Origin of the sequence: Helicobacter sp. 11S03491-1 (assembly GCF_002272835.1) — a bacterium.
Classification (GTDB): Bacteria; Campylobacterota; Campylobacteria; order Campylobacterales; family Helicobacteraceae; genus Helicobacter_J.
In genome coordinates, this window is the sequence record NZ_MLAO01000004.1 from 45,688 (window position 1) to 68,288 (window position 22,601).

Sequence of the window (22,601 nt, forward strand, 5' to 3'; positions counted from 1 at the left end):
CTCCCTTTTTATTTTACCAGCTAAATCCCCCGCCAAGTTTAATACTCAAATAACCGGGCATTTTAACATTATTTACTTGGCTTAATTTTGTGCTTGATTGAATAGCTAAATCCAAAAATCCTAAAATGTTAATACCCCCTGTTAGAATAATCCCTTCACCTTCAGCACTTCTAAGATCATACATAGAACCCAATCTAAAATCTACATATTTAAGATCAATCATCACCCCACCCCCAACCATTTGGTTTAATGGAGAAAGATAAGAGAGTGTATGGTTTGGTTTGAGATCGGCATCCAATGCAAGGGATATTATCTTCCATTCATAAGAAATACCCGCACGGTATTGAGAATTAAGAACAAGCTTTTGGTCATTATTCATTTCTATAGTTGGGCTATTGAGATTTTTGCCAACAACACCCAAATTAAATCCCTTATAATTATAAAGCAAGCCAAAATCTATTCCGAAAGTCTGCTCTTTTGGGGCATTTTTGAAATCCATCGTATTAAAACTATTACCAATAGATTTAAAAGAACCACTTTTATTTATCTCATAACCCATAGCAAAAATATACTTGGCTGTGAAACCAACACTGAAATTACCAATCAAAGTAGAAAAAGCTTGACCATAACCTATAGGAATTTCACTTAAGAAAACTGCATTTCCATGAACTTGATGATTGGCATCAGGACTAAACAATGAATGAGCTTCAAAACTTGCCTTATCAGAAGCATTTAAAGAAATAGAATTATCCCCTACATCTACTTTTGTATATTGATTACTACCTGCATCAATGATAATCTGATTGTGATTGGAATCAAATGTAGCACTTCCGGAGGCAAAAACATTTGCAAATAATCCAAATGCCACTGCCCCGACTCCATCAGCTCCATTCCCACCAACCTGAAAAACAAGTCCGTTTTGAGAATTTACATTAAAATTATTTTTACGAAGTGTCTTTTGAATAAGAAAAATATCTTGAATAAAAGTATTGATTTGGGCATCATTCCCCTTAGAAATACTCACTCCGCCTAGTGTCTTTAAGAGATCATCTAAGCCAATTGAAGAAGCAGAACTGTCTGTTTTTGCAAGCAAATCAGCAATACCACCTAATTGTTCGGGTTGGATATTCTCAATTACATTTTTCAATAATCCGCCCGCATTGCCTCCTGTTTTATCAACAGCACTCAAAAGACTGTTTTTTACTTCACCAAAAGCCTTGAAACCATCTGAATTTAATTTGCCATTAGAATCTGTCAAGGCAGTCTTAAAGGCACTAGCTGCTTGTGTAAGAGTTGTAGCACTTTCTACATTGGTCTTATCGGCGGAGGTGCTTTCAAGAATTTTTACCATGAAATTTTGCACATCAGTAGTATTATTGAGTCCGGATACACCACCAAAGCTAATATTTTTCAAAATATCACCAAAACTCCCTCCTAATTGAACTGTGCTTGAACTAACCGCGCCACTTACAATACCACCAACAGGCACCGATCCTTTAGCAATCCCTTGAACTTTATTGGGTATATTTTTTAATTCATTATAATCAATCCCTGCTAAAGATAAAAGATTTTTTTCTTTTACACTTATTCCAAAACTATAGGCAATTCTTGATTTTTTATCCATTCCAAGTAGCGCAGGGTTATAATATAATGCCCATTGAGAATTTCTCAAAGCCACTCCGGCGCCTCCCATACTTGCAGAAATATTTCCCATACTTCCAAATTCCAGAGCATCTACTCCACCCCCTAAAAGTGTGCCTGCAAAAATAATTTTAAAAATTTTATTCATCACTTACTCCCTATCTTTATTCAACTATAACCACTTCTTCTTCAAGCAAAATACCATATTCTTCAAAAACTCTTTTTTTGCCAATTTCAATCAAATCAAAAGCTTGTTCAAAGCTGCCCCCTCCCAGATTAATCAGAAAATTTGCATGTTCTTTAGAAAAACCAATGTTACCATTGCTATACCCCCTCAAACCTACAGATTCAAGCAATTTTCCGGCAAAATTTCCTTTAGGATTTTTAAAGCAACTCCCACAGCTAGGCTTTTTTGGATGCCAAAACCGCATTGTCTCAAATATTTCAAGCAGCTCATTCCTAAAACCTTTTATTTTCTTAAACCTTGCTGCAAAAATTATCCCATCTATTTTGGTGCTTCGATATTCCATGCCAAGATCATCGGCTTCTATCCATGCGCCATCTATACATGCGGAATCTAAAATATCTTTTATCTCATATTCTTTCATGCCCGCATTCATTTTTATCAAACCGCCTAAACTTCCGGGCAATGCACGTAAAAATTCCAGACCACAAAAATTAGATTCTTTAAAATAACGATAAATTTTGTGGCTACTTGTTGCCCCACCTACTTCAACATAATCTTTAGACTCCTGAATATAATCATAACAATTATCCAAAACAGCCAAAGATCTTGCATGAGGAGAAACCAGCAAGTTATTTGCATAACCGATAATCTTTAGCCCATCCTCTATATCCTCAAAATCTTTAATCACCTTGATGGGCAATTTTGCACCAACTTTGATAGAAGAATATTTTGAAAAATCAATATTTATTGTCATACTACAAACTTTGGAATTAGATTGATCAGTGTTCTTGTATAATCCAACAACATGTTCAACATCCAAGGCATTGTGAGAATAATCACAGCAATTACAGCTAAAATCTTTGGCACAAATGAGAGAGTCATTTCATTGATTTGAGTAGTAGCCTGAAAAATACTCACCAACAACCCCACAATCAAACCTGCTAAAAGGATAGGCAAAGAAATAATAAGAGTGATTTTATAAGTCTCTATAGCCAAACCCATAAGCTGTGATTCCACCTTGGCTCCTTAATTCTTTGTATCTTTATCAATTCGTTTCTATTATATCTCATTTTTATGTAAAAAAACTTTATATTTTAGCTTTTTATGTGTATCATTTGAAAAAAATAATTATCATATTAAAAATTTTTGACAAGGGATATTGGTTATGATAGAAGTTTTGGAAAAAATCGCCCAAAAAAGAAAACATAAAATTCAAGAATTTGGATTTGGATTTGGTCATCAAATCCCCTCTAAAAGGCAAGTTCCCCTATGTCCTCCTCAGTTTGATACAACTGCGCCATTGATGATTGCAGAGATCAAGCGTTCTTCTCCATCAGCCGGAATAATTGGATCAATCCCCAATCCGGTTTCATTAGCCGGCAAATACCTCAACAATGGGGCAAAAGTAATCAGTGTATTAACAGAAGAAGACCACTTCAATGGAAGTCTCAAAGATTTGATGCATGTTAAAAATACTTTTAAAAATGCAACGATTTTAAGAAAAGACTTTATCCAATATGCCCAAGAAATTAGCATATCCTATCAAGCAGGAGCGGATATGGTCCTCCTTATCATTGCAATGTTTATTGGGGATTCACAAAAACAAGCCCAACTTGAGGAAATTTTATCTGCTTGCAACCAATATTCTCTCACACCCCTTATTGAAATCCATACTCAGGAAGAATGCGAATTTGCTCTCAAACTCAATCCTAAAATTTTAGGTATCAATTCAAGAAACTTGCATACTTTTGAAATTGATAAAAATAAAGCTCTTTATCTCAAATCTCTTATCCCTCCTTATGTAAAAACTATTTTTGAATCAGGGATTGAATCTTCTTTTGATGGCTATTTGGCAGGAACTTGTGATTTTGATGGCATGCTTTGTGGGAGTTATTTGGTTAAAACTGAAGAAAAAAACCAAAACCTTCCCCATCTCATCAAAGCCTATACAAAAGCCAAAAAACAAAAAAATTCTTTTTATCCCTATATTTTCAAAACAATTGCAAATCAAACTGATCCGCTTATCAAAATTTGTGGTATTACCAACATAGATGATGCTATTGAAGCTGCGCAAGCAGGAGCAGATATGATTGGTTTTATTCTCACAAAACAGAGTCCTCGATATGTAGATGAGAGGTCTATCAAACAAATTTCTAAAGCCCTCAATAAACTCTATCCGCATGTATTTAAAATTGGGGTTATTACAGAAGATAAACAACTCTTCTCAAAAGGGAGAGAATTATTCAAAGAAGGCATCTTGGACTGCTTGCAACTTCATGGGATTAATCCTCTTTTACCCAATGAGTTTGCTTGCTTTGATCTTACTCAAGCAGATTTTAATTTTTATATTTGTGTTAATTTTGAAAATATTTTAGATTATCCCAAAAATTCAATATCTCCTTTTGTTCTTCTTGATTCCAAAACTAATCTTAAAGGTGGAAGCGGCAAAAGCATACCCCTTGAGCAACTTCAAAAACTAAAAAATATCCGAAAAAACTTATTTATTGCCGGGGGAATTGGAGTTGAAAATATTCAAGATATTTTATCCTTACAACCAAAAATGATTGACATTAACTCAAAAATTGAACTATCCCCGGGTAAAAAAGATAAAACAAAATTACAAGCAATCCTCAAAAAAATCAAATTAAACACGCAAACAGAAGGTTTTTAATGAAAAAAATACCCATCAAATCTTGCCATAAATTTTTTGGTAATTCCAATGAAGATCGTTTTGGAGGGCAATATATTCCTGAAATATTACGTCCTGCCCTTGTAGAACTCGAAAATGCTTATAAAAATATTTTTCCCTCCAAATCCTATCAACTTGAACTCAAAGATTTATTAAAACATTTTGTAGGTCGCCCTACACCCCTTATATATGCACAAAATGTTTCAAAAATCCTTCAAAATGAGATTTATTTAAAATTTGAAGGTTTAGCCAATACAGGAGCGCATAAAATTAATAATGCTATCGGACAAGTTTTGCTTGCGGCAAAAATGGGGAAAAAACACATTATAGCCGAAACCGGAGCGGGGCAACATGGATTAGCAACAGCTGCAGCATGCGCAAAGCTTGGTTTAGAATGTGAAATTTACATGGGCGAGATTGATATTGCAAGACAAAGACCTAATGTTTTCAACATGGAACTCTTTGGGGCAAAAGTAATCAGTGTCCATTCAGGGACAAAAACACTCAAAGATGCAGTCAATGAGACTCTAAGGGCATGGAGCAAAAGAAGTCAAGATACTTTTTATGTTTTAGGAAGTGCTTTAGGACCTTATCCTTATCCTGATCTCGTTAGAGATCTTCAAAGCATTATTGGCAAAGAAGTTAAAAAACAATGCAAAGATTATTTTGAAGGCTTGCCGGATATTATGATAGCTTGTGTAGGCGGTGGGAGCAACTCCATTGGTTTTTTTACAGAATTTTTAAATGAAAAAAGCGTTTCTCTTATTGGTGTAGAAGCTGGGGGAAAGGGTGAAAAAATCGGTCAAAATGCTGCAAGAATGGATAAAAATAGTATCGCAGCAGTAGGGATTGCGCAAGGTTACAAAAGTATTTTTCTCCAAAATCAACAAGGACAACTCTCCCCTACCCACTCTATTAGTGCAGGTCTTGATTATGCAGGCATTGGACCCCAGCTTGCTTATTTGGGAAAAATCCAAAGAGTCAAATTTGTATCTGCCGGAGATGAGGAAGCCTTAAGGGCTCTTGAATTTTTTGCTTCACATGAGGGCATTATTCCGGCTTTAGAATCTTCTCACGCCCTGGCAGGAGCAATAAAAATATGCAAAAAAGTAAAAAATAAAAAAATTATTATCAATATTTCCGGAAGAGGCGATAAGGATATATTCATCACAGCCAAAACTCTCAAACCTTTAGAATGGATAGAGTTTTTAGAAGAAGAAATCAAACGCATCAAAGGAATATCATGAAAAATATGCAATTAATGGGGCATATTGTCGCGGGTTATCCTGACAAAAAAACAAGCATTCAAGCAGGAATTGGGATTTCTCAAGGAGGGGCGAAATTTCTAGAGGTGCAATTTCCATTTTCTGATCCTAACGCGGATGGTCCTATTATTGAAAATGCTTGCAATACTGCATTGCAAAATGGATTTGTAACCGAAGATGGATTTAAAATTGCCAAAACACTCGCCCATGAAACCCTTAGCACTATTTTAATCATGACCTATGCTAATATTGTATTTGCCTATGGTATCCAAGCATTTCTCCAAAAAGCCAAAGAATGTGGTGTCAAAGCACTTATTATCCCTGATTTACCTTTTGAAAGTGATGAAAATTTAAGAAAAATTGCTAAAGTTTATGGGCTGGATATTGTTGAACTTATTGCTCCGGGAGTGAATAGCCAACGTATCCAAAAACTCTCTAAAACTCCAAGTGAATTTGTTTATGTTGTAGCTAGAAGTGGGATTACAGGTTCAAAAACTCAAATTCAAAAATCTTTATTTGACTGGATTAGTTTTGTTAAAAAAAATTGTAATAAAAAAATTGCATTAGGCTTTGGAATACGATCCAATCAACAAATTAAAGCATTGCAGGATGAAGTAAATATTATTGTTGCAGGGAGTTATTTTGTCGAAAAAATAAGCACTCTTAGACCATCAGAAAATCCAAGAGAATCCCTCAAAAAATATACACTGGAATTGCTATGTTAGCCCAAAATATTATGAATACTAAAAATATCAAGACTAAGCAAAAGATGAATTTATCATGAATAAAAATTTATTTATTTTTATCGCCCATAAAGTCGCTCTAAATACAAATCCAAAATGTATAATAAATTTTTCCGGATCCTAAATCATTACTTCAGACTTTATAAAATAATATCCAAAAGACAGAGATAAAAAGTTTAAAAATGGCTAAAATTACTGCAATATGGAATCATTTTTGCTTGCATTGAGTATATATTTTTCAAGGAAATTCTATGATAGAAAATATCCTCAATAACGTCAATGCAGCTCAAACTCAAGAAATGTCAAAAACTAAAAAAGAAACTAAAAAAACTTCAGAAACCTCACAAGATGGAGATAGCTTTACAAATCTCCTCCATAAAAATACTATGACCAAAATTGAGAAGGATAATAAAACGCCCTCTACCCAAAACCAAAAAAATGAGAAAAAAACCTTAGAAAATACCTCAAAAAATACCCCTACTCCCATGCAAAACACTTCAAGCAAAGAATCTCTTCCTCTTGAGATGCTTCACACAAAAGACATCAATGAAAAAAAACCTCTCTCACAACCTCTAAAAGATATGCTCTCTTCAAAATCTATGGACAAAGACTCAGATATAAAGACTCCAAAGAAAAATATTTCAGACATCAAAACACTTGCTGATGAGAAAAATACCCCTACTCCCATGCAAAACACTTCAAGCAAAGAATCTCTTCCTCTTGAGATGCTTCACACAAAAGACATCAATGAAAAAAAACCTCTCTCACAACCTCTAAAAAATATGCTCTCTTCAAAATCTATGGACAAAGACTCAGATATAAAGACTCCAAAGAAAAATATTTCAGACATCAAAACACTTGCTGATGAGAAAAATATTCAAATCAAAAATATAAAACTTTCCAATGCTTCTGATGTAATCGATAAATCTGATATGCCTGCATCCAAAAATGAAATCAATTCATCTTCCAAAGAAGCCCAAAATCTTACTAAACCCCTTACTCAAAATGTTTTAGACCAAAAACTCAAAACTCAAAACTCAAAATCTACCTCAACAAAACAAGATAAAACTTTATCTTCTGTGCTTGCAAAGATTGATGAAAAAGAACTCAAAGCGAGGAAAAAATTTAATCAAAATCATAAAATTAAGTATAAAACTGAAGATAAAACAGAGAAAATAGCTATTATTGAACGCGGGAGTCATTTGCCAAAAAATATTGTCGATCCTAAAATTTACCAAGAAAAAAGAGAAGCAAATCTGGAAAAACTTCAATCAAAAAATACTTCATTCCAAGAAGGCATTTCTCAAGACTTTATCAAAGATATCAAGCTTGCAAATCTTTTAAAAGATGAAGAAAAAACTACTGACACAAAAGATTCTACACAAAAAAAAACTAAAAAATCAGGGAATATTTTAAAACCTTCTAAACTCTCCGGTTCTATGATAGATTCTTCAAACACGCCTACAAAACTTCAAGATCAAAACAAGCAAATTGAAAATCAAATTGCCATGGAAAAAAATAATATACAAATTTCTTCATTAGAAAAAAAACAAAAAAAACAAAATGATAAAGAAGTCCAAGAGTTCAAAGAAAAACCTAAAGAAAATATTTCCCAAACAAAAGATATGCCCATAACTTCAGGAAATATTCCTAAAAATGATTTACTCTATAAAAGCGCTCAAGCCAAACAGACTATCAAAAACTTTGCTCAGAATTTCAATGAAGAAATCAAAAAATACAAACCTCCAATGAGTAAAATCTCACTTGAACTTCATCCGGAAAAACTTGGAAAATTGGAGCTTACCATCAAACAAATGGGAAATAATCTCCATGTTAGTGTCATCTCAAACAATCAAGCTATCGCTCTTTTTATTCAAAATCAAGCCGAACTTAGACAAAACTTAGCCATGATTGGATTTGGCGGGGTAGATTTAAATTTTTCTTCTCAAGAAAATTCTCAAAAAGATCAGCAAAATTTCAGTGATCAAAAAAGGAACAAAAATAGCTTGAAGCAATATAAAGAAATTAAAAATGTATCTGAAATTCCTTATGATACGATGGAAATCATCTTACCAAAATATGCTTAGGAGGTAAAATGCCAATTGATTTAGCAGAAATAACCGGCTCAAAAGCAGCAGCAGCTAAAAAAAGTGAACAACCCAAAATCGCCAATGGACTTGATAAAGATGCTTTTATGAAATTATTTTTAGAACAACTTAAAAATCAAGATCCCACTGCTCCTATGGAAACAGATAAAATTATTACGCAAACTGCTCAACTTACACAAGTAGAGATGCAAGAAGAAAATAAAAAAACCATGAAAGAAGTGGCTGAGGCGATGAAATCCACCAAAGAAACCAATGAGTCTCTCAAGGACTTTCAAACCTCACTAAAACAAACACTTGAAAATCTGGACAAAGGAATGAGTACTAGTGTAGATTCCAATTCTCATATGGCACAAATTACAGCACTCAACACCGTATCTATGATAGGCAAAATTGCTGAAACAGATATTAATGGGGTGAATATAAAAGGAGCAGGGGAAATCAAATTTTCTCTTTATTTTGATTCTCCTATTGATACTTCAAGAGGCAATCCCATGATTGAAATATTCAACAAAGATAAACAATTAATCGCTACTCTTCCTATCAAAGATAAAAATGGACAACAAGGTTATATTGATTTTACTTGGAACGGGCTCGATGATAAGGGTGTGCAAGTGCCCGATGGCAGTTATGAAATACGTGCCCAATATAATCTTGATTCCAGGACCAATCAATACCATCAAACACGTGTAGGCAGAGGCGAAGTCCAAAGTGTGCTTTTTAACAAAGGGGAACCGATGTTGCGCATGGGAGAAATGATTTTGCCTATTGATAGCGCTATAGAATTTTATGATAAGGAAAAAAATCTATGAATGATACGATTTTAAATTCTTATAGTGGCATCAAGACCCATCAATTCGGTCTGGATAGTATTTCAAATAATATTGCTAATGTCAATACTACAGGTTATAAAGAAAATATTCCTGAGTTTAAGAGTCTCTTTGCAACACATCTAGACTCACTCAATGCCTCCTCGGCCCTCAGCAACGATAGAAATTTTGGATCTACAGGCGCAAGTAATGCTATCTCTACAAAAAATGGCAACTATCATCAAAGTGATGGAGAATTTGATATGGCCTATCAAGGTAAAGGATGGTTTATCGTAGGTCCCAACAAAAAAGGCAATTTCACAATCAAAGAAGATGGCTATGAACAAGACCAAGCAAATTATTTTACCAGAGATGGAAGTTTTAGTCGTGACAGTGATGGATATTTGGTAAATTCTGAGGGATATTATGTCTATGGAGTTAATTTGGACAAGATTAAAAATGGGGTATTTACCTCAAGCAATAATCCCGATAATGATATAGAAAAATTAGCAAAAAATGATCTCACACCCATCAATATTCCTCAAGAATTAAAATTTCAACCTGTCCTCACATCAAAAGTGGATATTAGTATTAATTTAAATCCAAAAAATCATTTCAAAAATGCTCAAGAACTCTTTTTGGATGCTAAAGGGAATTTTATAGAAGACAAATTCAAGCATCAAGATATCAATGCTTTGGCAAACAACGATGAAGAACCCCTTGATGCTGCAATCTATAATAATATTACATTGGATATTACACAAAATAACCAAACCCAAACTTTTGAATTTAAATATGGCAACAAAGGAGAAGCAAACAACGAATTCCGAACAATTGAGGATTTGCAAAAGATCATCAAAGACAAAACCGGACTTGATCTGGATGTTGCTAGAGACAAAAATAAAAAACCCAAAATTCCTTTGTCCCTAAGTATTATCAATAATAAAAACGATATGAATATTTCTATTGGAGGTAAAATTGCTCAAAAATTAGGGCTTAATGTAGCAAATTTGGCATTCAAAAAAGGAGCTTCTCAAGACTCTGACCCCATAAAAATTCCATCATATAGCACCTCAACAGAAATTTTTGATAAAGATGGTAAAAAATTCTTACTCAAAAGTGATTATTTTATGACTGATAATGGAGATAGTAAAACTACCCCTCCTATCAATCAAAAATGGGAAGTCAAAACCGGAATTTATGATTTCAAAGCCCAAGTGCTTGTGAGCAAAAATCCTATTATTCAGACAATCCAATTTGATGAAAATGGAAAAATTATCGCTAAACCTGTAGATATTGATTTTAAAGAAAATAAAATCCACTATTCTCTTAGTGGCAGCAAAGATTATCAATCCACCAATCTCCCCTATGAAGAATCTAAGCTTACCCAAGTTACACAAGATGGCAAACCGGAGGGATCACTCAAACAGGTTCGGGTAGATGAGAATGGAATTATTTACCTTGCTTTTAGCAATGGAGTTACAGAATCTATGGGTAGAGTGGGGATTGCAGCTTTTATCAATGACCAAGGGCTTAGAAAAGTTGGAGGTAATTTATTTGAAATGGCTTCCGGCACACTCAATGGAGAGAATAAACTTCTTAGCGGTAATCCAATCTTGGGTTGGAATACAGATGGCATATTAAAATTTGGAAAAGTCATGTATAAATACCTTGAAACCAGCAATGTGGATGTTGGCAATGCACTCACAAATCTTATTTTGATGCAAAGAGGCTATTCAATGAATGCTAAAGCTTTTAGCACTGGGGATGACCTCATTAAAGAAGCAATTAATTTGAAAAAATAAAAAACTTTTATTTTATTTTTGATAGAATCAATTTCTCCCCAAGCAAAGCAAGAGTCATTATAGCTTATTAGAAAATCTAAGTCCTTTAGCTAAATCAAAAATTCAAATAGATTAGACTATAATTACCTGTCAAAATCATGTCGCTATCTATCAAGCACGCACATACCAAACATGTTGTTATTATCAATAAATCTATAGGACTAACACGCAAGAATAAATGGAAAACCTTAACGCCGAACAAAAATCTGCTGCTACTGCCCCAATGGGCTATAATCTGGTCATTGCATCTGCCGGAACCGGCAAAACTTCAACAATCGTAGGGAGGATTGCACACTTACTTCATTCCGGAATATCTCCAAAACAAATTCTCCTGCTCACCTTCACCAATAAAGCAAGCGCAGAAATGATTGAAAGAGTTGCTAAAATGTTTGGCGAAAAAATCGCCAAACAAATTGAAGCAGGCACATTTCATGCCGTTGCCTACCGTTATCTCAAAGAGCATTTTAAAATATCACTCAAACAACCTAGAGAATTAAAAATTCTTTTTAAAAGCATCGCTGAACGTAGAATTTATACAAATAAAAGTTCTACCCCTCCTTACTCTCCACAATATCTTTATGATACTTACTCACTTTATCTCAATGCCCAAAAAAACCAAACTTTTGAGCAATGGCTAACACAAAAATCTCCCGAACAAGCCATATATCTGCCAATTTATGAAGGGATTTTTGATGAGTTTATTGCCCTAAAACATTCCTATGGTTATGCTGATTATAATGATTTGCTTTTAATGTATAAAGAAGAAATGACAAAACAAGCAAGTCCTTATGTAGAAATTTTATGCGATGAATACCAAGATACAAACCCCCTGCAAGACTCTCTTATTAATGCCATCAATGCACCAAGCTTATTTTGTGTAGGGGACTATGATCAAAGTATTTATGCTTTCAATGGTGCTGATATTAGCATCATCAGTAATTTTACACAAAAATATTCACAAGCAAAGGTTTTTACACTCAAAAAAAATTATCGCTCTTCTTACCCCATCCTTGATCTTGCCAACAAAGTAATTCAAAAAAATGAACGCATCTACAACAAATCTTTAGAAGTCGTAAAAACAGGCAATTATCCCTTGCCAAAACTGCTGATTTATGATGAGTTATTCCTCCAATACCAAGAAATTGCAAAAAAAATTGCTACAAGCAATTATAACCCGGATGATATTGCTGTGATTTTTAGAAATAATTCCAGTGCAGATGGCTGTGAAGCATCACTACGCGAGATGGGCATCCCCTCAAAACGCAGAGGAGGGATTAGTTTTTTTGACACTAAAGAAGTTGCTTTAATGCTGGATATTTGCTCGCTTGTTTATAATCCAAAAGACATGATGGCACATATTCATACCCTTAGCTATGGCAATGGAATTGGCAATTCTATTGCAAAAGACATTTATGAAGCCCTTAATATTTTAGGTGAAAATAATGCTAAAAACGGACTCCTCAAACCCAACCATACAATCAAACCTTATACTTCAAGAAGTCAAAATACACAATTAGGACTTTTTGATGATTTTTTTTCTCTCCAATCAAGCGCAAGATTTGATGAATATCTTCCAAAAGATTTCACCTCTCATCCCATACTCTCTCATCCCAAACTCACCAAAGATGGAGCTATATTTTTAGGAAAATTTTATCAAATGTATTCTCAAATTCATCTTATCAATACTCCTATCAAGCTGCTATGGAGTATTTTTAAATCAGAATTTTTTACCTACATTGCTGAGATTTTATGCAAAGAGCGATCAAAAAATAAAGATGGCACAATCAACGAAACAAAAAGAGTAGAAGCAATGGAAAAAATTGAACGCAAAATAACTCTGCTTGATAACCTAGCCAAAAATTATGACAACATCGGTCGATTTTTGAATGCAATGATTTTGGGTTCCAATGAAGCTAGCCAAGGAAATGGTGTGAATCTTTTGAGTGTGCATGCAAGCAAAGGTTTAGAATTCCGAGATGTTTATATTGTTGATTTGATGGATGGCAGATTCCCTAATCGCAAACTTATCAGCAAGGGTGGGAGTCTTGAGGAAGAAAGAAGACTTTTTTATGTCGCCATTACACGGGCAAAAGAAAACCTCTATCTCTCTTATGCAAAAAAAGACGCTCTTAAAAATATAGACTACCAAGCTTCAATATTTCTTTATGAAGCAGAGATGATAAAAAATCAATGAATCCTGCATTCATAAATTGATAATCTTAAATAAATCTTTAACCGAGTCATTCAATAATATGACTTACAAATTTTGAATAATTATCCAAAATCAACCCACCCTTTCTAAACCCTAATCCACAAGCTTCATAAGCAAAAAATACATTGGGTTGATAATAAGATTGCCCTATATTATTAAGCTCAAAAAATTCTTGATAAACCGGCTTATGATTTTGATAAATCCCTTCATTACGCATGATAGTTTTCAAAGAAGCATCCAGAATCTCAACATTTGCTCCCTCCCTGCCAAAGGCTGTTTTTTTGACTTGTTTTTTATTTTTCAAAGGCTCATAGCTTGTCTCTAAAAGCAATGGGTGATGCGGGAACAAGTCCCACAAAATTTTCAAAAAACGTTTGCTTTGAAACATAATCGTATATGCAGGATTTAAAAAAATTGTATTTTTATTTTCCATCATTGATTGCATAATGAGGGCAAGCTCAGGTTCATCAATGGCGATATTTTCCCATGGAACTAACTTAAAAAGAAACTCGTATTGTTTTCCATTACTAAACACACCCTCTTGTGGCGAAAATTCAATTTCATCAAAAAAACAAAAATCTGTCCGGAACCCTGCACTCTTAGCAATACTTTGCAAAAATCTGGTTGTTCTCTCTTCTTCGATATTCCCTTTAATACTTGAAAATAAAATTTTCCAACCTTCATACATTTCTTCAAAATTATCAGTATTTTCGCCCAAAGTAATCATACGTTTAAAATTTTCACCAATAGCCTCATAAAGATTGTTGAATTGTAAAATATGATCATAGCCGTTATATTTAAGCATTGCCCACTGGACAACAGAAGTCTCATACAGCATTGTAGGGGTATCGGCATTAAATTCCAGAAGCTTAATAGGTTTCCCATCTATCCCGCCTGCCAAATCAAATCGACCATATAAATGCCAATGAATATCTTCTTCCCAACTCTGTCTAATTATAGGTATAAGGGTATTGGGAATATCCAATTCAAAAAATAAATCTTTTTCTATCACATATTGCCCTGCTTGGACATACATATCATAGAGTTCATTACTTGCCTGATAATAGGCATCTGCTTGGGCTTGAGTAATTTTTAACATTTCATTTTCTATATAAGAAGTGTTATCAGGGTCTGTATGCCAATCAAGCCCAATTTCTTCAAGCGTATCTGCATCAAGTGGTTTTAAAGACACAATATCCATCACATTCCTTTTAAAAAATTATGATCCAAATGAATTAGGGCTCTTCATGCCGGAATTGGAATTACCTCCAAAAAACCCACTTTTAGCGCCACTAGGGGATCGATTAGCAGAGGTCGGAGTATTTTTAAAACTATTCTTACTTCTTTCATAAGCTTGTGGAGATTTATAATTTCTTTGTTGATTTTGTTGGTAAGTGGGATTATTAAACAATTTATTCCCTATATAGCTTCCCAAAATTGCTCCTGCAGCACTTGCAAGTAATGCACCACCAAGCCCTAATCCACCACTTGAATTGGGATTTGTCAATTGACTTGTGCCATTGTCAATTTTGGTTTCTTCTTGTTTGATAAGTTTATCAATTTCTTCTTGAGTAAGCACTCGTTCATTGCCATTGATATCACGAACAATTACATGAGTTTTTGTGCTTGGATATTCTTCAGCAATTTTATAGCTTCCATTGTTTTGCTCTTCCAAAATAACAAATGCGCCTTTTTGAGAAGCCTGTGTTACTCCACTTGAGAGAGTATTTTTGTTGTTTGAAGAATCATTCCCACAAGCCCCAAGAGCAACAAGCACAACCGCACTCAGTCCCCCAACTATTGCATAATCAGATATTTTTCTAAAATGTTTCATTCCCATTCCTTGATGCTTCTAAGAATTATCAAATCCCTTAAATAAATATTATTTTTTGTATTCATAAATATAAGGGACATAATTGATAATCTCTGTATCAGATACTTTTTTTGTAATATTTTCTACCCTCTTCATATCTTTTTGACTCGCATCTTTTGCCTCATAAGCAGGTGAATAAACTTGTTTCAAAATTGTAATTTTTTCACCGGGTGTTTTAGCCGATTTTATTTTTTCCAAAATCAAAGCAGATTTGATAATTGAATTTTTGCCTAAAAATCCTACGACAACCATTTTAACATTAGCATCTTTGAGCCTTGAATCAATCTCTCTAAGTTCTTGTTGGCAATGCGGACACATCGGATCTGAAACAATATAAACAATTTTTTTATTTCCTTTTACACTTGAAGGCAGAGAAATAACATAATCATCAGGAATAGATTCAAACATACGATTTAATTTAGCGCTATTTTGTTGTTGTGTATTGAAATCTTGAGTTTTTTTATAGATTTCATTAACCAATGTGGCATCTTTTTGGTTATCACTAAAAAAGACATTGCTAAGCCCAATCACGATATTTCCATCCTTGCTTACAAACACAGGTATTTTATATTGGGTATCTAAATCTTGTATAATCGCGATTTTAAATTCAGGATTAGATTGAAGAGAATCAACTTTTAAAACAGAGATTTTTTTACCTGTTTGTTGTTGTATTATTTTAATGATATTTTGCTCAACATTAGCTTGCAAGCCACTTAGAACCAAAATGCTTGCAACAAAAAAGCCAAATAGTGTTTTTTTCATTTTTTCTCCTTGTTAAATAAAAATACATTTTATATAAAATTAGTCAATCAACAAATCATAGGAGTGTATAATTGAAACATGTCATTCTTTTTTTGGGAAATATTTTAGGGATATGTCCGGTCATTTATCTTGTTTGGAACATTCTCCATAATGTTTATGGAGCAGAACCCTCTAAGGCTATTTTGCACTTTATGGGAGATTGGAGTATTTATTTCCTTTTGAGTATATTATTAGCGCAATGGTGTTTCAAATCACTAAAAATTTCATGGAAATATTTGCCCTTAATAATAAAAATTTTTGGACTCTACGCATTTTTGTATGCGCTTGGGCATATTCTTTTTTATGGCATCATGGAGCAAGATAGCAATATAGAAACAATTTTGCGAGAAATTAGATTAAGGATATACCTTTTTATAGGCGCTTTTGGATTTTTGATTTTATTGATTTTAGCCATTTTTTCATTGTTTGCCCATCATATTTTTACTCGTATTTCTTCTTTGGTCTATTTGGCAGGACTTCTAAGCGCTATTCATTATTTATTAGGACAAAAAATCGCCATCCCTTCATCTTATATTATTTTTCTCTTATTTTTTATCTTGCTTTGTGCTAAGCTTTTATCAAAAAATAAGGATTCAAGATGATTATTATCCCTGCACGGTTAGAATCTACAAGATTTCCTCAAAAAATCTTGGCAGATATTTATGGTCTCCCTATGATTGTAGCTACCGCACGCAATGCTCAAAAAACAGATGAGGTAGTAGTAGCTTGTGATAGCCATAGCGTATTGGAAATATGTACAACTCATAAAATTAAAGCCGTTCTTACAAGTCCTCATCACACAAGTGGCACAGATAGATGTGCAGAAGCTTCCAGGATATTAGGACTAAAAAGTGATGAAATCATTATCAACGTTCAAGCTGATGAACCTTTTTTGGAAACCCAAGTTATTTTATCCTTGCAAGAAGCAATGAAAAATGCTCCGTTTATGGGAACCTGTGCCAAAATTATTGAGAAGAATCAAATTCATGATACCAATCTTGTAAAAGTAGTTTGCAATAAATTTCAAGAAGCTGTTTATTTCTCAAGATTGCCTATCCCCTATAGTCGCGAAGGACTAGAGAATCCCTTATTGCAAACATCTCCTTATTATGGACATTTGGGTATTTATGGATTTCATGCACAATCTTTGGAAGAATTCTGTCAATTACCTAAAACTTCTTTAGAAGACATAGAAAAACTTGAACAACTCCGCGCGATCTATCATAAAAAATCCATTTTTATACAAATTGTTACTAGCAAAAGTATCGGGATTGATACCCCCATTGATCTCCAAAAAGCCCTAAATTCTATTTCGCAAACTCAATGGCTCGCATCTCTCGAATCACACTGACTTTTATTTCTCCGGGATACTGCAAGGAAGCCTCAATTTCTTTGGCGATATCTCTTGCAAGCACAACACTTTGGGCATCATCAACCAAATCTGCACGTACAATTACCCTCACTTCTCTACCGGCATTGATTGCATAAGCTTGTTTAACCCCTACTTTTTCTACTGCAATACGTTCTAAATCCTGCATGCGATTCAAGAAACTCTCCAATACTTCTCTTCTAGCGCCCGGTCTCCCTGCAGAAAGAGCATCTGCAGTGCAAACAGCAGCTGCTTCAATACTTTGAATTTCTTCATCACCATGATGAGCCATAATGGCATTAATCACCACAGGATGTTCCTTATAGCGCTTGCAAATTTCACTTCCCAAACTCACATGATTTCCCCCTGATTCTTGTGTGAGAGCTTTACCTATATCATGCAATAACCCTGCCCTTCTGGCCAATTTTTCATCCCCACCCAATTCTCCTGCTATCACACCGGCAAGATTAGCAACCTCAATTGAATGCCCCAAGGCATTCTGACCAAAGCTTGCGCGGTATTTCATCTTGCCAATAAGTTTTTTAAGTTCAGGATGCATATAGCCTAGTCCCATATCCAAAACAATATTTTCACCATCTTGGAGAATTTGTTCTTCTATTTCAGCACTTACTTTGTGATAAACATCTTCAATTCTTGAGGGTTGTATCCTTCCATCTTCAACCAAAAGTTCGATTGTCTTGGTAGCAATAGCACGCCTATAAAGGTTGAAACTGCTTAAAATAATTGTTCCGGGAGTATCATCAATAATTACATCTACCCCGCTAATCATTTCAAGCGCCTTAATATTGCGACCTTCTTTGCCTATAATCCTACCCTTTAGCTCATCATTGGGTAGATTCACGACATTAATCAAACGTTCTGTAGCAAATTCTCCTGCAAATCTTGTGGTCGCTTGGGCAATAATATAATTAGCTCGTTTGTTTGCCTCTTCTCTAGCCTCATGCTCATACCGACGGATCATAATTGATTTTTGCATTGCAAGTTCGTCTTCCAGATAAGATAAAAGCATTGATTTTGCTTCTTCTTTTGTATAACTTGTATATTCTACAAGAGTATTGAGTGCTTTTTCTTTGGCTTCTTTATATTGTTTGATAAGCTTATTTTGAAAATTTTGTTCAAGCAAAAGCTTATTTTTAAGATCAGAAACTTTTTGTTTTTCTTCTTCAATAAATCCAATTTCACGCTCAAATTTTTGATTTAATTTGTTTTCTCTGCTTTGCAAATTAGAGAGTTTATCTTGATATTCTTTGATAATCCTTGAGGTATTTTCCTCATATTTTCTTTTTAATTCAAGTTCAAGCTCTTTAGCTTTAAGCTGTTCATTTTTTAATAAGGTTTGGGCTTCATATTCAATAGCTTGAGCTTTTGCCTTCGCTTGCTCAATTATAAAATTCACATCAGAGCAAAATATCTTTTTGCAAATAAAAAAAACACTACCCCCCACAATCAAACCAAATATTATAAACCCTATCAACAAGTATTCTATCATTAATTCCTCTTTTTATCACACAATCATTACTAATAAATTTATCAGCATTAATATCATAATCATCAGTAATAGCCTTTCTGGAAACAATAGCTTTTCTACTGACAAAAATAATTTTCGGACAATAAGGAAGGGTTTGAAAAAATCTATCATACATACCTTTTCCAAACCCTATTCGCTTAAATTGTTTATCAATTCCTAAAACAGGAACTATAGCTGTATCTATTTTTATTAAACTAAATAAAGATTTTTTGGACTCAAATATACCATATTGATTCTTATATAAAGGCATACGAAATGGTATCATTTTAAAACTAACTCCCTCTATATGAGGAATAAAAATCCTCATATTTTTTTGTTTTTTGATCCAATAAATCAGGGGATAAATATTCATTTCTATTCCTATAGGACAATACAGCAAAATATTTTTGCTTTTCAAGCAGAGTAACTCTTTTTTAAGGACACAAAGAGTTTTTTTATCTCCAAAATTAATTTTTTTACTCAAAACTTGCAAATTGCTTTTGCAAAAATTACGAAATTTTGTCTTTATCATTTCTCCTTTTAATTCTGCATTTATGTATAATATTAAATTCTAAATATTTAGAACTTCAAAAAAGGGATTTCATGAAATATTTTTATACTCTCTTGATAAGCTTAATATTCTTGGCAGGTTGTGAGACACAAAATCATCATAAAAATCAAATTACTTATCGTTTTAATGATCAAAATCAAAATTCCATCCGAATCCAAACGAACTTTGATACTCTTAATATCGACACAAAAGCCTCTAGAGAAAATCAAGATATGGATAAAATCACACTCATTATGTTTCTGGATCTCAATTCCCAAAATGCCAAAGATTACATCTTCAATATCAATCATTTAAGGCTTACCTTTCCTAAGGCTTATATTGTCGGTATTTTGACCAACCCTGTTCCACAAGAACAAGTCGATGAGTATATCCAAAAAAATCAAGTCAATTTCCCTATTCTCAATCCTGGCGATAATAAAAATTTATTTTTTGATTTTGCAAAAAAAATCAATACTATAGACAATCCCCCTCAAACCCAAGCTACAGATGCACAAATTCCCACATTAGAAATTCCTTACTTTGTCCTTTATGATAAACATGCAAACAAATATCAAACTTACAGCGGGTTTATTCCTGAGGAAATGTTTGCTTATGATATTGGTGTATTATCCAAAAAATATTAATTCTAAGGGTTATTTAAATGCTAAATATATTCAAAAAAACTGCTCAAAATATTTCCTCACTTTTAGGATCAAAAACCATCGCTATCCAAAAAGAACAACTTGAAAATATTCTTATAGAAGCAGATATTCAATATGATATTGTTGATTCTATTTTAGAACATCTTCCCCAAAGTATCCGTAAAAATCAACTTGAAATTGCGCTCCAAAGATTTTTCAGAGGGGAGAGTTATTATGATAAGGTCTCCCTGAAACCTATCACTACAAAACCCTTAGTAGAGCTTATTATTGGAGTAAATGGCGCAGGCAAAACCACAACTATCGCCAAACTTGCTAAATCCTATAAAAATCAAGGCAAAAAAGTTCTTTTAGGAGCCGGAGATACTTTTAGGGCTGCAGCAATAGAACAACTCAAACTATGGAGTGAAAAAATTGGTGTGGATATTATTAGCACACAAAATGGTAGCGATCCAAGCGCCCTGGCTTATGATACAATCCAAGCAGGTATTGCAAGAGGAGTAGATAATATCATTATTGATACGGCCGGAAGACTTCACAACCAAACCAATCTCAAAAATGAGCTGGCAAAAATTACACGAGTTTGTTCCAAAGCCCTCAACAATCAGGATTTTCGAAAAATTTTGATCCTGGATGGCACACAAGGGAGTTCTGCTATCACTCAAGCAAAAATATTTCATGAAATGCTGGCACTAGATGGCATTATCATTACCAAACTTGATGGCACCGGTAAGGGCGGGGCAATTTTAAGTATCGTTTATGAACTTAAACTCCCCATTATGTTTTTGGGTATAGGAGAAAAAGAAGACGATTTAATTGCCTTTGATGAAAAAGCTTATATTCAAAATATTCTTGAGTGGATTTTTGAATAAATTATGGCAAAAAAATCACTAAGCATTTTTGAATGCCAACATTGCGGATTCCAAAGTACCAAATGGATGGGCAAATGCAGTAACTGTGGTGCTTGGGAAAGTTTTATAGAATTATCAACTTCCCAAATTCAAGCGCTCAAGGAAACAAAAGTTCTGCTTTCAAATGCTTCTGCCATACCTATTACCTCCATAGAATATGAACACATAAGCAAATTTTCTTCCTCAGAAGAAGAGCTTGATATTGTGCTTGGAGGAGGCATTGTTCCGGGTGGACTTTATCTGGTTGGCGGGAGTCCGGGCGTAGGTAAATCAACTTTATTATTAAAAGTTGGCGGAGGGCTTGCCAAAACAGGAAAAAAAATTCTTTATGTCAGTGGCGAAGAAAGCGCCGGACAAATCAAGTTAAGGGCACAAAGACTTAAATGTATTCATGAAAATCTTTTTTTGCTCAATGAAATAGATTTGAATTCTATAAAATCCAACTTGATTACAAAACAATATTGCATATGCATTATTGATTCAATCCAAACAATTTACTCCCCTCAAGTTACCTCTACTCCGGGATCTATTAGCCAAGTCAGAGAAATCACATTTGAATTGATGCGCCTTGCCAAAGAATATAATATTGCAATTTTCATCATCGGGCATATCACCAAAGAAGGCTCTATTGCAGGACCTAGAGTTCTTGAACACATGGTTGATACGGTTTTATATTTTGAAGGGGATCCCAGCAGAGAGCTTCGTATGCTTCGAGGATTTAAGAATAGATTTGGCACAACAAGCGAAATAGGAATTTTTGAAATGCGTGATGATGGGCTTGTGAGTGCAAAAAATGCCTCTAAAATGTTTTTTTCTACAAAACAATCAATGCCTGGAAGTGCTATTACAGTGGTCTTAGAAGGATCTAGAGCATTGGTGCTTGAAATTCAAGCCCTTGTAAGTGAAAGTAGTTTTGGAGCACCCAAACGATCGGCTACAGGTTTTGACACCAATCGTTTAAGCATGCTTTTGGCTCTTTTAGAAAAAAAGCTTGAAATCCCACTCAACCATTATGATGTTTTTATCAACGTAACCGGAGGCATTAAGATTACAGAGACAAGCGCCGATCTCGCAGTGATTGCAAGTATTTTATCAAGTTTTAGAAATCGTCCATTAAGCAATACAACAGCCTTTATTGGAGAAGTAAGCTTAACAGGAGATATTAGAGAAATAGGCAATATTGATATGAGACTTAAAGAAATGGAAAATTATGGATTTACCAAAGCCATTATCCCTAAAAAACCAAATACTCATACAAAAATCAAATGTTTTGAAGTAACCGAAGTAACAAAGCTTCTGGATTGGATGTAAAATTTTAAAACCTAAAATTTAACTTGACTCCAAAAAAACTAAATCTTGAATCTAAAAATAAAATCTTTTTATTGCCAAATTTTATTTTTTTTTAGGAACAAATA

At 33.9% G+C, this 22,601-nt stretch carries 19 protein-coding genes and 1 pseudogene; 12 read left to right on the top strand and 8 right to left on the bottom strand.

Features of this window, described 5'->3' with window-relative positions; all coding sequences use genetic code 11:
- Window positions 1–13: 13 nt before the first annotated feature.
- From traF to fliQ, 3 genes are read right to left on the bottom strand one after another with little or no spacing between them, the layout of a single operon-like run.
- Window positions 14–1,789, bottom strand: a complete 1,776-nt coding sequence (gene traF, locus BKH45_RS03445) for a conjugal transfer protein TraF (protein WP_095274085.1) — start codon at window positions 1,787–1,789, stop codon at window positions 14–16.
- A 16-nt stretch (window positions 1,790–1,805) separates the two neighbouring features.
- A complete protein-coding gene (locus tag BKH45_RS03450; RefSeq protein WP_095274086.1) occupies window positions 1,806–2,582 on the bottom strand; it encodes a UDP-N-acetylmuramate dehydrogenase in 777 nt (258 codons plus the stop codon).
- Window positions 2,579–2,845: a flagellar biosynthesis protein FliQ gene (gene fliQ, locus BKH45_RS03455; RefSeq protein WP_095274087.1), complete on the bottom strand. Its 267-nt coding sequence runs from the start codon at window positions 2,843–2,845 to the stop codon at window positions 2,579–2,581. The genes BKH45_RS03450 and fliQ overlap by 4 nt, the downstream gene beginning before the upstream one ends.
- Window positions 2,846–2,993: 148 nt before the next feature.
- Between fliQ and BKH45_RS03460 the strand changes: the two genes are divergently transcribed.
- From BKH45_RS03460 to BKH45_RS03490, 7 genes and pseudogenes are all read left to right on the top strand, one after another.
- Entirely contained in the window at window positions 2,994–4,499 is a 1,506-nt protein-coding gene (locus tag BKH45_RS03460; RefSeq protein ID WP_095274088.1) for a bifunctional indole-3-glycerol phosphate synthase/phosphoribosylanthranilate isomerase, read from the top strand.
- The gene (gene trpB, locus BKH45_RS03465) at window positions 4,499–5,764 is read left to right on the top strand and encodes a tryptophan synthase subunit beta (protein WP_095274089.1); all 1,266 of its coding nucleotides are present in this window, start codon (window positions 4,499–4,501) and stop codon (window positions 5,762–5,764) included. Before BKH45_RS03460 ends, trpB begins: the two co-directional genes overlap by 1 nt.
- Window positions 5,761–6,507 (top strand): tryptophan synthase subunit alpha, encoded by a 747-nt coding sequence (gene trpA / locus BKH45_RS03470; RefSeq protein WP_095274090.1) that lies wholly within the window; start codon window positions 5,761–5,763, stop codon window positions 6,505–6,507. The genes trpB and trpA overlap by 4 nt, the downstream gene beginning before the upstream one ends.
- Window positions 6,508–6,776: 269 nt before the next feature.
- On the top strand, window positions 6,777–8,612 hold the full coding sequence (locus BKH45_RS03475) for a flagellar hook-length control protein FliK (protein WP_095274091.1): 1,836 nt from the start codon (window positions 6,777–6,779) through the stop codon (window positions 8,610–8,612).
- Window positions 8,613–8,620: 8 nt separating this feature from the next.
- Window positions 8,621–9,421 (top strand): annotated as a pseudogene (gene flgD, locus BKH45_RS03480) (flagellar hook assembly protein FlgD); the annotation flags it as partial.
- Between the two features lie 17 nt (window positions 9,422–9,438).
- Complete coding sequence (locus BKH45_RS03485; protein ID WP_095274093.1) at window positions 9,439–11,244, top strand: flagellar hook-basal body complex protein; 1,806 nt, start codon at window positions 9,439–9,441, stop codon at window positions 11,242–11,244.
- A 217-nt stretch (window positions 11,245–11,461) separates the two neighbouring features.
- Window positions 11,462–13,477 (top strand): ATP-dependent helicase, encoded by a 2,016-nt coding sequence (locus tag BKH45_RS03490; protein ID WP_095274094.1) that lies wholly within the window; start codon window positions 11,462–11,464, stop codon window positions 13,475–13,477.
- Window positions 13,478–13,523: 46 nt separating this feature from the next.
- On the opposite strand, the gene BKH45_RS03495 is transcribed toward BKH45_RS03490, so the two are convergent.
- The 3 genes from BKH45_RS03495 to BKH45_RS03505 are packed head-to-tail and all read right to left on the bottom strand — an operon-like array spanning window position 13,524 to window position 16,130.
- Entirely contained in the window at window positions 13,524–14,696 is a 1,173-nt protein-coding gene (locus BKH45_RS03495) for a glutathionylspermidine synthase family protein (protein ID WP_095274095.1), read from the bottom strand.
- A gap of 18 nt (window positions 14,697–14,714) precedes the next feature.
- On the bottom strand, window positions 14,715–15,329 hold the full coding sequence (locus BKH45_RS03500) for a UPF0323 family lipoprotein (RefSeq protein ID WP_095274096.1): 615 nt from the start codon (window positions 15,327–15,329) through the stop codon (window positions 14,715–14,717).
- 48 nt (window positions 15,330–15,377) lie between these two features.
- On the bottom strand, window positions 15,378–16,130 hold the full coding sequence (locus tag BKH45_RS03505; protein ID WP_095274097.1) for a disulfide isomerase: 753 nt from the start codon (window positions 16,128–16,130) through the stop codon (window positions 15,378–15,380).
- 71 nt (window positions 16,131–16,201) lie between these two features.
- Between BKH45_RS03505 and BKH45_RS03510 the strand changes: the two genes are divergently transcribed.
- A complete protein-coding gene (locus BKH45_RS03510; protein ID WP_095274098.1) occupies window positions 16,202–16,771 on the top strand; it encodes a hypothetical protein in 570 nt (189 codons plus the stop codon).
- Complete coding sequence (gene kdsB, locus BKH45_RS03515; protein ID WP_095274099.1) at window positions 16,768–17,520, top strand: 3-deoxy-manno-octulosonate cytidylyltransferase; 753 nt, start codon at window positions 16,768–16,770, stop codon at window positions 17,518–17,520. The genes BKH45_RS03510 and kdsB overlap by 4 nt, the downstream gene beginning before the upstream one ends.
- On the opposite strand, the gene rny is transcribed toward kdsB, so the two are convergent.
- A complete protein-coding gene (rny, locus tag BKH45_RS03520; RefSeq protein WP_095274100.1) occupies window positions 17,477–19,048 on the bottom strand; it encodes a ribonuclease Y in 1,572 nt (523 codons plus the stop codon). The two genes, kdsB and rny, sit on opposite strands and share 44 nt — an antisense overlap.
- Window positions 18,993–19,598, bottom strand: a complete 606-nt coding sequence (locus BKH45_RS03525; protein ID WP_095274101.1) for a 5-formyltetrahydrofolate cyclo-ligase — start codon at window positions 19,596–19,598, stop codon at window positions 18,993–18,995. The genes rny and BKH45_RS03525 overlap by 56 nt, the downstream gene beginning before the upstream one ends.
- 71 nt (window positions 19,599–19,669) lie before the next feature.
- Between BKH45_RS03525 and BKH45_RS03530 the strand changes: the two genes are divergently transcribed.
- From BKH45_RS03530 to radA, 3 genes are read left to right on the top strand one after another with little or no spacing between them, the layout of a single operon-like run.
- Window positions 19,670–20,260, top strand: a complete 591-nt coding sequence (locus tag BKH45_RS03530; RefSeq protein ID WP_095274102.1) for a hypothetical protein — start codon at window positions 19,670–19,672, stop codon at window positions 20,258–20,260.
- Window positions 20,261–20,277: 17 nt separating this feature from the next.
- Window positions 20,278–21,147 carry a signal recognition particle-docking protein FtsY gene (gene ftsY, locus BKH45_RS03535; RefSeq protein WP_095274103.1) on the top strand — a complete coding sequence of 290 codons (870 nt, stop codon included), beginning with the start codon at window positions 20,278–20,280 and terminating at the stop codon, window positions 21,145–21,147.
- Window positions 21,148–21,150: 3 nt separating this feature from the next.
- The gene (gene radA / locus BKH45_RS03540) at window positions 21,151–22,497 is read left to right on the top strand and encodes a DNA repair protein RadA (protein WP_095274104.1); all 1,347 of its coding nucleotides are present in this window, start codon (window positions 21,151–21,153) and stop codon (window positions 22,495–22,497) included.
- Window positions 22,498–22,601 lie beyond the last annotated feature (104 nt).